This window comes from Streptomyces ipomoeae 91-03 (assembly GCF_000317595.1).
In the GTDB taxonomy this organism is placed as follows: domain Bacteria; phylum Actinomycetota; class Actinomycetes; order Streptomycetales; family Streptomycetaceae; genus Streptomyces; species Streptomyces ipomoeae.
In genome coordinates this window covers 1-14,778 of sequence record NZ_AEJC01000674.1, presented here as the reverse complement: position 1 = coordinate 14,778, position 14,778 = coordinate 1, and the positions used below count along the sequence as shown (strand labels likewise).

8 protein-coding genes and 3 rRNA genes are annotated in these 14,778 nt (G+C 63.8%); 9 read left to right on the top strand and 2 right to left on the bottom strand.

Features of this window, described 5'->3' with window-relative positions:
* Window positions 1–1,599, bottom strand: a 1,599-nt coding sequence (gene ptsP, locus STRIP9103_RS44370; protein ID WP_048822300.1) for a phosphoenolpyruvate--protein phosphotransferase, incomplete at its 3' end; no start/stop codon positions are given.
* Window positions 1,600–1,692: 93 nt separating this feature from the next.
* Window positions 1,693–2,142 (bottom strand): PTS sugar transporter subunit IIA, encoded by a 450-nt coding sequence (locus STRIP9103_RS44365; protein WP_009343200.1) that lies wholly within the window; start codon window positions 2,140–2,142, stop codon window positions 1,693–1,695.
* A gap of 571 nt (window positions 2,143–2,713) precedes the next feature.
* On the opposite strand from STRIP9103_RS44365, the gene STRIP9103_RS44360 reads away from it, so the two are divergent.
* From STRIP9103_RS44360 to STRIP9103_RS53325, 9 genes are all read left to right on the top strand, one after another.
* Window positions 2,714–4,240 (top strand): 16S ribosomal RNA (locus tag STRIP9103_RS44360).
* A 322-nt stretch (window positions 4,241–4,562) separates the two neighbouring features.
* Window positions 4,563–7,683 (top strand): 23S ribosomal RNA (locus STRIP9103_RS44355).
* Window positions 7,684–7,774: 91 nt separating this feature from the next.
* Window positions 7,775–7,891, top strand: a 5S ribosomal RNA gene (rrf, locus tag STRIP9103_RS44350).
* The 16S, 23S and 5S rRNA genes sit together here, the layout of an rRNA operon.
* Before the next feature lie 109 nt (window positions 7,892–8,000).
* Window positions 8,001–8,609 (top strand): CDP-alcohol phosphatidyltransferase family protein, encoded by a 609-nt coding sequence (locus STRIP9103_RS44345; RefSeq protein ID WP_009343196.1) that lies wholly within the window; start codon window positions 8,001–8,003, stop codon window positions 8,607–8,609.
* 114 nt (window positions 8,610–8,723) lie between these two features.
* A complete protein-coding gene (locus STRIP9103_RS44340; RefSeq protein ID WP_009343199.1) occupies window positions 8,724–11,219 on the top strand; it encodes a mannose-1-phosphate guanyltransferase in 2,496 nt (831 codons plus the stop codon).
* Window positions 11,220–11,317: 98 nt separating this feature from the next.
* Window positions 11,318–12,220 carry a DUF881 domain-containing protein gene (locus STRIP9103_RS44335; protein ID WP_078614274.1) on the top strand — a complete coding sequence of 301 codons (903 nt, stop codon included), beginning with the start codon at window positions 11,318–11,320 and terminating at the stop codon, window positions 12,218–12,220.
* Entirely contained in the window at window positions 12,217–12,549 is a 333-nt protein-coding gene (locus STRIP9103_RS44330; protein ID WP_009343209.1) for a small basic family protein, read from the top strand. The genes STRIP9103_RS44335 and STRIP9103_RS44330 overlap by 4 nt, the downstream gene beginning before the upstream one ends.
* A 5-nt stretch (window positions 12,550–12,554) precedes the next feature.
* Window positions 12,555–13,430, top strand: coding sequence for a DUF881 domain-containing protein (locus tag STRIP9103_RS44325; RefSeq protein WP_009343195.1), 876 nt, complete (start codon window positions 12,555–12,557; stop codon window positions 13,428–13,430).
* Window positions 13,431–13,926: 496 nt separating this feature from the next.
* Window positions 13,927–14,463: an FHA domain-containing protein gene (locus STRIP9103_RS53325; RefSeq protein ID WP_009343207.1), complete on the top strand. Its 537-nt coding sequence runs from the start codon at window positions 13,927–13,929 to the stop codon at window positions 14,461–14,463.
* Window positions 14,464–14,778: the final 315 nt, after the last annotated feature.

The window sequence follows — 14,778 nt, the reverse complement described above, 5'->3', positions numbered from 1 at the left end:
CGCGGCGCGCTCGCACTGCGCCAGCGTGTACTTCGCCAGTGCCGCCCGCACATACGGAATCGACGCCGCACCCATGGACAGGGAGGTGACACCCAAACCGGTCAGCACACACGCGAGCAGCGGATCCGACGCCGCCTCACCACACACACCACAGCTCTTGCCCTCGGCCTTCGCCGCCTCGGCGGACAGCGCGACCAGGTCGAGCAGCGCGGGCTGCCACGGGTCCTGCAGCCGCGAGACCGCGCCCACCTGCCGGTCGGCCGCGAACGTGTACTGCGCGAGGTCGTTGGTCCCCAGCGACAGGAACTCGACCTCCTGCAGGATCGACCGCGCCCGCAGCGCCGCCGACGGGATCTCCACCATGGCCCCGAACTTGGCCCGCAGCCCCGCCTCACGACACGCGTCGGCGAACGCCTTCGCGTCCGTACGGTCCGCCACCATGGGCGCCATGACCTCGAGATAGACCGGCAGCCCCTCCGCAGCCTTCGCGAGAGCCGTCAGCTGGGTGCGCAGCACCTCGGGGTGGTCGAGAAGCGTTCGCAGCCCGCGCACACCGAGCGCGGGGTTCGGCTCGTCGGCCGGAGTCAGGAAGTCCAGCGGCTTGTCGGCACCGGCGTCGAGCACCCGCACGACCACACGCCCCTCGGGGAAGGCCTCCAGCACCTGCCGGTACGCCTCGACCTGCTTCTCCTCGGACGGTGCCTTTTTGCTGTCGTCCAGGAAGAGGAACTCGGTACGGAACAGGCCGACACCTTCGGCCCCGGCCTCCACCGCCGCCGGCACGTCGGACGGACCACCCACATTGGCCAGCAGCGGCACCTTGTGCCCGTCCGAGGTGGCACCCGGCCCACTGGACGCGGCCAGCGCCGCCTTCCGCTCCGCCGCGGCAGCTTCCAGTTCCGCCTTCTTCTCCGCACTGGGATTCACGAAGATCTCACCAGTGCTGCCGTCCACGGCGATCACCGTGCCCTCGGCGAGTTCCCCGGCCCCCGGCAGAGCCACCACCGCCGGCACCCCGAGCGCCCGCGCCAGGATCGCGCTGTGGCTGGTCGGCCCGCCCTCCTCGGTCACGAAACCGAGAACCAGCGTGGGGTCGAGCAACGCCGTGTCCGCAGGTGCCAGATCCCGAGCGATGAGAACGTACGGCTCGTCGCTGTCCGGCACACCCGGCATCGGAACCCCGAGCAGCCGGGCGACGATACGATTCCGCACATCGTCCAGGTCGGCCACGCGACCCGCGAGGTACTCGCCGGCTCCCGCCAGCAGTGCGCGGTATGCGGCGAAGGCGTCGTAGACCGCACGCTCCGCCGTGCTCCCCACGGCGATACGGCGCTCCACATCCGCCATCAGCTCGGGGTCCTGGGCCATCAGGGCCTGGGCCTCCAGCACCGCCTGCGCCTCGCCGCCGGCCAGATTGCCGCGCGCTGTCAGATCGGCCGCCACAGCGTCCACGGCCTTGCGGGCACGCCCCTGCTCGCGCTCCGCGTCCTCCGCCGGGATCTGCTTGGCCGGCGGCTCCAGCACCGCCGTTCCCATGTGCCGAACCTCGCCGATCGCCACACCATGGCTCACACCGACGCCTCGCAGCGTTGTCTCCATCTCACCCGTCTCCGATAGTGCGGCGGATCCCGCCGCCGCGGTGGTTGTGGAACTTGCCGTCCGGGACGGCCCTGACGTCACTGCCAGCCAAAATCACTGCCAGCCAAAAAGCGTGTCGCCGGCCTTCACATCGCCGTCTTGGCGGAGATCTGAGAGAGAGTCCGCGGTGGCTTCGAGTGCCACGACGGGGCAGACAGGGGACTTGCCCGCCGCCTCGACGGCAACGGGGTCCCATCGCACCACGGCCTGACCGCGCTTCACGGTGTCCCCCTTGTTGACGAGCAGCTCGAACCCCTCACCGTTCAACTGCACGGTGTCGATACCGAGGTGCGTCAGTACCCCGTGCCCCTCCTCGTCGACCACGACGAAAGCGTGCGCGTGCAGAGAGACGATGACTCCGTCCACGGGGGAAACGGCCTCCGACGCCTCACGCACAGGGTCGATCGCGGTCCCGGGGCCCACCATCGCTCCCGAGAAGACGGGGTCCGGCACGGCGGCCAGCCCGATGGCACGCCCTGCAAGAGGGGACGTCACGGTGGTCATGGGAAGCCTCCCAGAGGTGGGGATTCATATGGGCCGCCACTGTCTGTCCTCAGACGGCGCACTGCGTAGCAGCGTATGTCATATGAACTGCCGGTTCCGCATGAGACGTACGGGTTGACGGCCGCCGAGCCCCGCCGAATCGATTTGCAGCGCTCCGGAGCCCGCTGTACAGTCGTACTCCTGCTTGAGGCGGAGGACCACAACTGAGCGCCCTGCTTCAGCAGCATCCAACTTGTCAGACCTTATCTCGGGTCCACTTCTGCGTGTCCGCAGGGGCGTGGTCAGAGAGACGGAAAAACACTGATAGAGTCGGAAACGCAAGACCAAAGGGAAGCGCCCGGAGGAAAGCCCGAGAGAAACGGCTCGGGTGAGTACGAAGGAAGCGTCCGTTCCTTGAGAACTCAACAGCGTGCCAAAAATCAACGCCAGATATGTTGATACCCCGTCTGCCGGAAACATTTCCGGTGGTCGAGGTTCCTTTGAAACAAACACAGCGAGGACGCTGTGAACCATCGGATCATTCCTCCGGTGGTTCCGCTCTCGTGTGTGCGCACCGGATTACCGGTACACATTCACGGAGAGTTTGATCCTGGCTCAGGACGAACGCTGGCGGCGTGCTTAACACATGCAAGTCGAACGATGAACCGCTTCGGTGGGGATTAGTGGCGAACGGGTGAGTAACACGTGGGCAATCTGCCCTTCACTCTGGGACAAGCCCTGGAAACGGGGTCTAATACCGGATACGACGCGCTCGGGCATCCGATGTGCGTGGAAAGCTCCGGCGGTGAAGGATGAGCCCGCGGCCTATCAGCTTGTTGGTGAGGTAACGGCTCACCAAGGCGACGACGGGTAGCCGGCCTGAGAGGGCGACCGGCCACACTGGGACTGAGACACGGCCCAGACTCCTACGGGAGGCAGCAGTGGGGAATATTGCACAATGGGCGCAAGCCTGATGCAGCGACGCCGCGTGAGGGATGACGGCCTTCGGGTTGTAAACCTCTTTCAGCAGGGAAGAAGCGCAAGTGACGGTACCTGCAGAAGAAGCGCCGGCTAACTACGTGCCAGCAGCCGCGGTAATACGTAGGGCGCGAGCGTTGTCCGGAATTATTGGGCGTAAAGAGCTCGTAGGCGGTCTGTCGCGTCGGATGTGAAAGCCCGGGGCTTAACCCCGGGTCTGCATTCGATACGGGCAGACTGGAGTGTGGTAGGGGAGATCGGAATTCCTGGTGTAGCGGTGAAATGCGCAGATATCAGGAGGAACACCGGTGGCGAAGGCGGATCTCTGGGCCATTACTGACGCTGAGGAGCGAAAGCGTGGGGAGCGAACAGGATTAGATACCCTGGTAGTCCACGCCGTAAACGGTGGGAACTAGGTGTTGGCGACATTCCACGTCGTCGGTGCCGCAGCTAACGCATTAAGTTCCCCGCCTGGGGAGTACGGCCGCAAGGCTAAAACTCAAAGGAATTGACGGGGGCCCGCACAAGCAGCGGAGCATGTGGCTTAATTCGACGCAACGCGAAGAACCTTACCAAGGCTTGACATACGCCGGAAAACCCTGGAGACAGGGTCCCCCTTGTGGTCGGTGTACAGGTGGTGCATGGCTGTCGTCAGCTCGTGTCGTGAGATGTTGGGTTAAGTCCCGCAACGAGCGCAACCCTTGTTCTGTGTTGCCAGCACGCCCTTCGGGGTGGTGGGGACTCACAGGAGACTGCCGGGGTCAACTCGGAGGAAGGTGGGGACGACGTCAAGTCATCATGCCCCTTATGTCTTGGGCTGCACACGTGCTACAATGGCAGGTACAATGAGCTGCGAAGCCGTGAGGCGGAGCGAATCTCAAAAAGCCTGTCTCAGTTCGGATTGGGGTCTGCAACTCGACCCCATGAAGTCGGAGTTGCTAGTAATCGCAGATCAGCAGTGCTGCGGTGAATACGTTCCCGGGCCTTGTACACACCGCCCGTCACGTCACGAAAGTCGGTAACACCCGAAGCCGGTGGCCCAACCCCTTGCGGGAGGGAGCTGTCGAAGGTGGGACTGGCGATTGGGACGAAGTCGTAACAAGGTAGCCGTACCGGAAGGTGCGGCTGGATCACCTCCTTTCTAAGGAGCACTTCTCACCAGGATCCCTTCGGGGGCCTGGTCAGAGGCCAGGACATCAGCGAACGTCTGATGCTGGTTGCTCATGGGTGGAACGTTGATTATTCGGCACGGTCGGGACGGACCAGGCGCTAGTACTGCCCCTGCTGGGGGCGTGGAACGCTGATCTGGTCGGCTGGTCGTGCCGGGCACGCTGTTGGGTGTCTGAGGGTGCGAGCGTTGCTTGCCCTTCACGATGCCGGCCCCGGTGTAGCACCGCGTGATGTGGTGTGTGACGGGTGGTTGGTCGTTGTTTGAGAACTGCACAGTGGACGCGAGCATCTGTGGCCAAGTTTTTAAGGGCGCACGGTGGATGCCTTGGCACCAGGAACCGATGAAGGACGTGGGAGGCCGCGATAGGCCCCGGGGAGTCGTCAACCAGGCTTTGATCCGGGGGTGTCCGAATGGGGAAACCCGGCAGTCGTCATGGGCTGTCACCCTTGCCTGAACACATAGGGCAAGTGGAGGGAACGCGGGGAAGTGAAACATCTCAGTACCCGCAGGAAGAGAAAACAACCGTGATTCCGGGAGTAGTGGCGAGCGAAACTGGATGAGGCCAAACCTATGGCGTGTGAGACCCGGCAGGGGTTGCGTCGTGGGGGTTGTGGGATCTCTTTTTCACGGTCTGCCGGCCGTGGGACGAGTCAGAAACCGTATGGATAGGCGAAGGACATGCGAAAGGTCCGGCGTAGAGGGTAAGACCCCCGTAGCTGAAATCTGTACGGCTCGTTGGAGAGACACCCAAGTAGCACGGGGCCCGAGAAATCCCGTGTGAATCTGGCGGGACCACCCGCTAAGCCTAAATATTCCCTGGTGACCGATAGCGGATAGTACCGTGAGGGAATGGTGAAAAGTACCCCGGGAGGGGAGTGAAATAGTACCTGAAACCGTGTGCCTACAAGCCGTGGGAGCGTCGGATGGAAGCTTGCTTTCATCTCGTGACTGCGTGCCTTTTGAAGAATGAGCCTGCGAGTTTGCGGTGTGTTGCGAGGTTAACCCGGGTGGGGTAGCCGTAGCGAAAGCGAGTCCGAACAGGGCGGTGTAGTAGCGCGCTCAAGACCCGAAGCGGAGTGATCTAGCCATGGGCAGGTTGAAGCGGAGGTAAGACTTCGTGGAGGACCGAACCCACCAGGGTTGAAAACCTGGGGGATGACCTGTGGTTAGGGGTGAAAGGCCAATCAAACTCCGTGATAGCTGGTTCTCCCCGAAATGCATTTAGGTGCAGCGTCGTGTGTTTCTTGCCGGAGGTAGAGCACTGGATAGGCGATGGGCCCTACCGGGTTACTGACCTTAGCCAAACTCCGAATGCCGGTAAGTGAGAGCGCGGCAGTGAGACTGTGGGGGATAAGCTCCATGGTCGAGAGGGAAACAGCCCAGAGCATCGACTAAGGCCCCTAAGCGTACGCTAAGTGGGAAAGGATGTGGAGTCGCAGAGACAACCAGGAGGTTGGCTTAGAAGCAGCCACCCTTGAAAGAGTGCGTAATAGCTCACTGGTCTAGTGATTCCGCGCCGACAATGTAGCGGGGCTCAAGCGTACCGCCGAAGTCGTGTCATTCCAGTGTGAGGGCCAACGCCTGCTGGGATGGGTAGGGGAGCGTCGTCTGCCGGGTGAAGCAGCACCGGAAGGTAGTTGTGGACGGTTGACGAGTGAGAATGCAGGCATGAGTAGCGATACAAACGTGAGAAACGTTTGCGCCGATTGACCAAGGGTTCCTGGGTCAAGCTGATCTGCCCAGGGTAAGTCGGGACCTAAGGCGAGGCCGACAGGCGTAGTCGATGGATAACCGGTTGATATTCCGGTACCCGCTGTGAAGCGTCAAACATCGAGCATCGTGATGCTAAGGCCGTGAAGCCGCCCTGATCTCTTCGGAGTTGAGGGGAGTGGTGGAGCCGCCGGTCCAAGCGGTTAGTAGGTGAGTGATGGGGTGACGCAGGAAGGTAGTCCATCCCGGGCGGTGGTTGTCCCGGGGTAAGGGTGTAGGCCGTGCGATAGGTAAATCCGTCGTGCGTGTGGCTGAGACCTGATGCCGAGCCGATTGTGGTGAAGTGGATGATCCTATGCTGTCGAGAAAAGCCTCTAGCGAGTTTCATGGCGGCCCGTACCCTAAACCGACTCAGGTGGTCTGGTAGAGAATACCGAGGCGTTCGGGTGAACTATGGTTAAGGAACTCGGCAAAATGCCCCCGTAACTTCGGGAGAAGGGGGGCCACACCCGGTGATGGGTTTTACATCCTGAGCTGGGGGTGGCCGCAGAGACCAGCGAGAAGCGACTGTTTACTAAAAACACAGGTCCGTGCGAAGCCGTAAGGCGATGTATACGGACTGACGCCTGCCCGGTGCTGGAACGTTAAGGGGACCGGTTAGTCATTCTTCGGGGTGGCGAAGCTGAGAACTTAAGCGCCAGTAAACGGCGGTGGTAACTATAACCATCCTAAGGTAGCGAAATTCCTTGTCGGGTAAGTTCCGACCTGCACGAATGGCGTAACGACTTCTCGACTGTCTCAACCATAGGCCCGGTGAAATTGCACTACGAGTAAAGATGCTCGTTTCGCGCAGCAGGACGGAAAGACCCCGGGACCTTTACTACAGTTTGATATTGGTGTTCGGTTCGGCTTGTGTAGGATAGCTGGGAGACTGTGAGCATCGGACGCCAGTTCGGTGGGAGTCGTCGTTGAAATACCAGTCTGGTCGTGCTGGATGTCTAACCCGGGTCCGTGATCCGGATCGGGGACAGTGTCTGATGGGTAGTTTAACTGGGGCGGTTGCCTCCCAAAGGGTAACGGAGGCGCCCAAAGGTTCCCTCAGCCTGGTTGGCAATCAGGTGGTGAGTGTAAGTGCACAAGGGAGCTTGACTGTGAGACCGACGGGTCGAGCAGGGACGAAAGTCGGGACTAGTGATCCGGCGGTGGCTTGTGGAAGCGCCGTCGCTCAACGGATAAAAGGTACCCCGGGGATAACAGGCTGATCTTCCCCAAGAGTCCATATCGACGGGATGGTTTGGCACCTCGATGTCGGCTCGTCGCATCCTGGGGCTGGAGTCGGTCCCAAGGGTTGGGCTGTTCGCCCATTAAAGCGGTACGCGAGCTGGGTTTAGAACGTCGTGAGACAGTTCGGTCCCTATCCGCTGTGCGCGTAGGAGTCTTGAGAAGGGCTGTCCCTAGTACGAGAGGACCGGGACGGACGAACCTCTGGTGTGCCAGTTGTTCTGCCAAGGGCATGGCTGGTTGGCTACGTTCGGGAGGGATAACCGCTGAAAGCATCTAAGCGGGAAGCCTGCTTCGAGATGAGGACTCCCACCCACTTGATGGGGTAAGGCTCCCAGTAGACGACTGGGTTGATAGGCCGGATCTGGAAGCACGGTAACGTGTGGAGGTGACCGGTACTAATAGGCCGAGGGCTTGTCCTCAGTTGCTCGCGTCCACTGTGTTGGTTCTGAAACCACGAACGACCCCGTTGCCCGGGTGGTGGCGGTGCGGGTGTTGACAGTTTCATAGTGTTTCGGTGGTCATAGCGTGAGGGAAACGCCCGGTTACATTCCGAACCCGGAAGCTAAGCCTTACAGCGCCGATGGTACTGCAGGGGGGACCCTGTGGGAGAGTAGGACGCCGCCGAACTTCTTTTACAGCTCTGGCTCTTGGGTACGAAGCCCAAGAGCCAGAGCTTTTTTGCGTTGAGGTAGGGTCAGGGAGCATCGTTGGCTCATTTCGCACAGGAGGCCCCCGGTTGGAGGTCCAGGAGACACGGGTCCAGACGGACCGGGTCCTCACCATCCCGAACATCCTCAGCATGGCGCGGCTCGTTGGCGTGCCCGTCTTCCTGTGGCTGATTCTCTGGCCCGAGTTCGGCGGCCCCAAGGTCGACGGCTGGGCGCTCCTGGTGCTTGCTCTGAGCGGCGTCAGTGACTATCTGGACGGCAAGTTGGCCAGGCGCTGGAACCAGATCAGCAGCCTTGGCCGGCTCCTCGATCCCGCGGCCGACCGGCTCTACATTCTGTCGACTTTGGTAGGACTCACCTGGCGCGAGATTCTGCCAATTTGGTTGACCGCTGTACTGCTCTTGCGGGAGCTGGTTCTGCTGGTGATGGTGGGCATCCTCAGGCGGCACGGCTATCCGCCGCCGCAGGTGAACTTCCTTGGGAAGGCAGCCACCTTCAACTTGATGTACGCCTTCCCGTTGCTGTTGCTCAGTGACGGAAGTGGATGGATCTCGTCACTCGCTGCTATTTTCGGATGGGCGTTCGCCGGATGGGGTACAACGCTGTACTGGTGGGCAGGAATCCTCTACGTGGTTCAGGTCCGCCGACTTGTCAGGGTGGACGCCATGGCCGATTGAGCCCGCCCGATGGGCGGCCGTAGTGGCTCGATGGCCCGCGTCGGAAAAGTGCGGGACAATCTGGACGGGTGAAGTCGGCTAGACCGTCGTCTCTTCAAGGAGGACGCTTCCGACATGAAGGCCGTCGTGATGGCCGGAGGCGAAGGCACACGTCTTCGCCCCATGACCTCGAGTATGCCCAAGCCGCTCCTGCCTGTGGCGAACCGCCCGATCATGGAGCACGTACTGCGGCTGCTCAAAAGGCATGGGCTCAACGAGACCGTCGTGACTGTTCAGTTCCTGGCGTCACTTGTCAAGAACTACTTCGGTGACGGTGAGGAGCTCGGGATGGAGCTCACCTATGCCAATGAGGAGAAGCCACTCGGTACTGCCGGGAGCGTGAAGAACGCCGAGGAAGCACTGAAGGACGACGCTTTCCTCGTCATCTCCGGTGATGCCCTGACCGACTTCGACCTCACCGAGCTCATCAATTTCCACAAGGAAAAGGGTGCGCTGGTCACTGTCTGTCTGACACGGGTGCCGAATCCGCTGGAATTCGGTATCACGATCGTGGATGAAGAAGGCAAGGTCGAGCGGTTCCTGGAGAAGCCGACATGGGGGCAGGTCTTCTCGGACACCGTGAACACGGGCATCTATGTGATGGAGCCCGAAGTCTTCGACTATGTCGAGGCAGATGTTCCCGTCGACTGGTCCGGCGATGTCTTCCCACAGCTCATGAAGGAGGGCAAGCCGATTTACGGCTATGTCGCCGAGGGCTACTGGGAGGACGTCGGTACACACGAGAGCTATGTGAAGGCCCAGGCCGATGTCCTGGAGGGCAAGGTCGACGTCGAGATCGACGGGTTCGAGCTCTCGCCCGGTGTGTGGATCGCCGAAGGGGCCGAGGTGCATCCGGATGCGGTGCTGCGTGGGCCGCTGTACATCGGGGACTACGCCAAGGTCGAAGCCGGCGTCGAAATCCGTGAGCACACCGTCGTGGGCTCGAATGTCGTCGTGAAGAGCGGTGCCTTTCTGCACAAGGCCGTTGTTCACGACAACGTCTACATCGGGCAGCACAGCAATCTGCGTGGCTGCGTGGTCGGAAAGAATACCGACATCATGCGGGCCGCGCGGATCGAGGACGGCGCAGTGATCGGTGACGAGTGCCTCGTCGGCGAAGAATCGATCATCCAGGGGAACGTGCGTGTCTATCCCTTCAAGACGATCGAGGCCGGAGCCTTCGTCAACACCTCGGTGATCTGGGAGTCCCGGGGACAGGCACATCTTTTCGGCGCCCGCGGTGTGTCCGGGATCCTGAACGTGGAGATCACCCCGGAGCTGGCCGTGCGGCTGGCGGGGGCGTATGCGACGACCCTCAAGAAGGGCTCCACGGTCACCACGGCCCGTGACCACTCCCGAGGTGCTCGTGCCCTGAAGCGGGCGGTCATTTCGGCGCTCCAGGCCAGCGCCATCGACGTACGGGATCTTGAGAACGTACCGCTGCCGGTGGCTCGGCAGCAGACCGCGCGGGGCAGTGCCGGCGGGATCATGATCCGGACCACGCCCGGTGTTCCGGACTCCGTCGACATCATGTTCTTCGACGGGCAGGGTGCGGATCTCTCGCAGGCCGGTCAGCGGAAGCTGGACCGGGTGTTCGCGCGGCAGGAATATCGGCGTGCGTTCCCGGGGGAGATCGGGGACCTGCATTTTCCGGCCAGTGTGTTCGACTCGTACACCGGGTCATTGCTGCGGAACGTCGACACGACCGGGATCGCCGAGTCGGGGCTCAAGGTCGTGGTGGACGCTTCCAACGGCAGCGCGGGGCTTGTGCTGCCGAGTCTGCTCGGCAAGCTGGGTGTCGATTCGCTGACCATCAACCCCGGTCTCGACGAGTCGAGGCCGACCGAAACGGCCGACATGCGGCGGAGGGGGCTGGTGCGCCTCGGCGAGATCGTGGCGTCGTCGCGGGCCGCGTTCGGTGTGCGGTTCGACCCCGTCGGTGAACGGCTGTCGCTCGTCGACGAGAAGGGGCGGATCGTCGAGGACGACCGGGCCCTGCTGGTCATGCTCGATCTGGTGGCCGCGGAGCGGCGGAGCGGGCGGGTGGCGCTGCCGGTGACCACCACGCGGATCGGCGAGCAGGTCGCGGCGTACCACGGCACACAGGTCGAGTGGACGACCACATCGCCGGACGACCTGACGCGGGTCGGCAGGGACGAGACAACCATCTTCGGTGGCGACGGGCGCGGTGGGTTCATCGTGCCGGAGTTCAGCAGCGTCTTCGACGGGACGGCTGCCTTCGTACGGCTCATCGGGTTGGTGGCGCGGACGCAGCTCACGCTCAGCCAGATCGACGCGCGGATTCCGCGGGCGCACGTCCTCAAGCGGGACCTCGCGACTCCGTGGGCCGTCAAGGGGCTGGTGATGCGCCGGGTCGTGGAGGCGGCTGGGGATCGCTTTGTCGACACCACCGACGGTGTGCGGGTCGTGGAGACCGACGGCCGGTGGGTGATGGTCCTCCCGGACCCGGCCGAGGCCGTCACACATCTGTGGGCCGAGGGGCCCGACGACGCCTCGGCGCAGGCACTGCTCGACGAGTGGTCGGCCGTCGTGGACAGCGCCGGACGCTGAAACATCCCCCACGCGTGCGTGCCGGACAAGTGCTCCCGAGGGGGCCTGTCCGGCACGCCGGTGGGGCCATTCGGAGGTAGCGGTCGCGACGTGCGACGATGTGCGGCATGCCGCAGCAGCCCCCCGTTCGGAGCACACCCACGCGCCCGTCGCGTCCGGACGCCTCCATGTCGCTGCTCACCAACGTCATGGACCACAGCCTCGACGACGGATACGCCGAGGCTGCCGCCCGCAAGAAGGCCGCGGGTGCCGAGGGCATGCCCAAGACGGTGCGGGCGAAGCTGGGGCTCGCGGCCGGCCTGGTGCTCGCAGCGCTCGTGGTGACGGTCGGTGCGGCGCAGGCGCGCATAAGCGCTCCCGTGGTCGCCAAGGAGCGCGAGGAGCTCATCGACCGCATCCAGCAGGAGACCGCCGCCGCGGACAAGTTGGAGAAGACCGTCGACGGACTCCGTGACGACGTGAGCGCACGGCAGCGGGAGGCCCTCAAGGACGGCGGCAGCGACCAGGGCGACCTGGTGGGCATCCTGTCGGGCGCCGTCGAAGTACACGGCCCCGGGGTGAAGCTCGTCGTCAACGATGCCAAGGACGCCACCCAGGGTGGTAACGGTGACGCGCGCGAGACGTCCGGGTTCTCCGACACCGGGCGGGTGCGCGACCGGGACATGCAGCGGGTCGTCAACGGGCTGTGGCAGTCGGGCGCCGAGGCCGTCTCGATCAACGGGCAGCGGCTCACCGCGCTGTCGGCGATCCGGGCCGCGGGCGACGCGATACTGGTCGACAACAAGCCGCTCGCACCGCCCTACACCGTCTTCGCGGTGGGGGACGGGCAGCGGCTTGGCACCAGGTTCCAGAACAGTCCCGACGGGCTGTACCTGCACGCGCTGCAGGAGAACTTCGGCATCCGGACGGCCATCTCCACCGAGGACGACATCACGGTGCCGGCCGCGCCGAGTGTGATCGTACGTACAGCAGAACCGAGCACAGAGAAGGACACATCGTGATCGCCGTACTGGGCCTCGTCCTGGGAGTGGTGGCCGGACTGCTGGTCCGGCCCGAGGTGCCGGCGGTGGTCGAGCCGTATCTCCCCATCGCCGTCGTGGCGGCCCTCGACGCCGTGTTCGGTGGTCTGCGCGCGATGCTGGACGGCATCTTCGACGACAAGGTCTTCGTGGTGTCGTTCCTGTCGAACGTGGTCGTGGCCGCCCTGATCGTGTTCCTGGGCGACAAGCTGGGCGTCGGCGCCCAGCTGTCCACGGGTGTCGTGGTCGTTCTCGGCATCCGGATCTTCTCCAACGCCGCGGCGATCCGCCGGCACGTCTTCCGGGCGTGAGGCCGATGAACGAGCGGGACGAGACGCTGAGGCCGCGCCAGTGGCAGGGCGGAGGAGAGGACGACACCCCGACGACCCGGCTGCGCCGGGAACTCCCCGCGGAGGTGCCTTCCGCAGCCGCCGAGGAACCCTCCGAGGCCGCGCCGGAGACCAAGAGCAGCCTCACCGGACGGCAGCGGCTGGCCCAGGGGCTGTGGCCGCCGCGCTTCACGCGCGCCCAACTCATCGTCGCCGTCCTGCTGTTCGGCCTCGGCTTCGGTCTGGCCGTCCAGGTGGCTTCCAACAACGACGACAGCGCGCTGCGCGGGGCACGTCAGGAAGATCTCGTACGCATCCTCGATGAACTGGATGACCGTACGCAGCGTCTGGAGGAGGAGAAGCAGGGGCTCGAAGATCAGCGCACCGAGTTGGAGAACAGCTCGGACCAGGCCGAGGAGGCACGCAAGCAGACGGTCGAGAAGGAGAGACAACTCGGCATTCTGGCGGGCACGGTGGCCGCGCAGGGGTCCGGCATCACGCTGACGATCAACGACACGAAGGGAACGGTCGAGGCTGACATGTTGCTCGACGCGATCCAGGAGCTGCGCGCGGCAGGCGCGGAGGCGATCCAGGTGAACGGCGTACGCGTCGTCGCCAGTACCTACCTGACCGATTCAGGCGACGGAATCAGCGTCGACGGGAACAAGATCACCCAGCCCTTTCGTTTCAAGGTCATCGGCAATCCGCAGGACCTTGAGCCCGCACTGAACATCCCGGGAGGCGTGGTGCAGACACTGGAGAAGGAGCAGGCCACCGTGACCGTGGAGCGGGTGGACAAGATCGTCGTGGACGCCTTGCGGGCTGCGAAGCAGCCTGACTACGCTCGGTCGTCCTCCCAGTGAACCGCAGGTGCATGGGGACCGTCCGGCGAGGGCATGAGGTTGCGGGGGGTCGGCGCACCGAATGGGTGGTGCGTGGTGGAAACTGTCTGGTGGAAACGGACGTTGTGAGGATGTCCGGCTCGGCCAGTGAGTTCAGTCAGGGTTCGTCCTGCCCCACGGGCGGGTCTGTTTCGGTCAAGGGGAATCGCCCGTGAAGTTGTTTGCGAAGTTGTTCGGCAAGAGCGCGCGAGAGGGTAGCGACCACGCGACCTCCCGCCATCGCGTGCAGCCTTCGGAAGCTGAGGGTCAGGGCGGTGAGCGCCCGCTGTTCCGGGACCAGGTCGCTGGTCCGGGCGGTGATATTTCCGGAGGTCAGGGCGCGCCGTCTGTTGACCCTGCCCAGTCCGGCCGCATAGGTTTCGGGGAACCGTCAACCTCAGGTGCGGGTGGAGGGTTTGGCTCCGACCCATATGCGTCCAATGCCCCGGCGGGGCAGCCGCGGCAGGAGGATCCGTCGATGTCGGCCCTGGTGTGTACGAGGTGCGGTAACCGCAACGCGGAGAACAGCCGCTTCTGCTCGAATTGCGGTGCGCCGCTGCGGGCCGGCGCGGTCGCCGAGCGTCCGTCCGAGACGACCTCGACGATCTCCATTTCCGGCCTGGAGGCCTACGACTCCGAGGTCACCGGCCAGACCCAGCTGCCCGCGCTCTCTCCCGAGGCGCAGGCCGCCGTCGACGCGCTCCCGCTCGGCTCGGCGCTCCTGGTCGTGCGCCGCGGCCCGAACGCGGGTAGTCGCTTCCTGCTGGACAGCGACCTGACCACGGCCGGCCGCCACCCGCAGAGCGACATCTTCCTGGACGACGTGACCGTGTCGCGCCGTCACGTGGAGTTCTGCCGCGGCCAGGACGGCTCGTTCACGGTCGCCGACGTCGGCAGTCTGAACGGCACATACGTCAACCGTGAGCGGATCGACCAGGTCGCCCTGCACAACGGTGACGAGGTGCAGATCGGAAAGTACCGGCTGGTCTTCTACGCGAGCCAGCGGGGCTACTGACCCTCCCCCGGACTGGGTCCGGGGGGATCCCCAGGAAGGTCCATGCTTCGAACAACGAGCGGTGGTAGTCAACGAATTCGACATCACCGCCGATTCGGAAACCCTCTCGATTTCGCGAGGAGTGCAACATGTCCAGAGCAATGTCACGTCGTGCCATCGCGAGTGTCCTCGGGACGCTCATGGTCGCGACAGTGGTATCGCAAGTGCCGGCATCTGCGGCACAGTCGCAGCCCGTGCCGCTCCCGAAGCCGATCAAGCAGGCGACCGCTCAGTGGACACTGAAATTCTCCGGTGCCTCCCGCACGAACGTGCCGT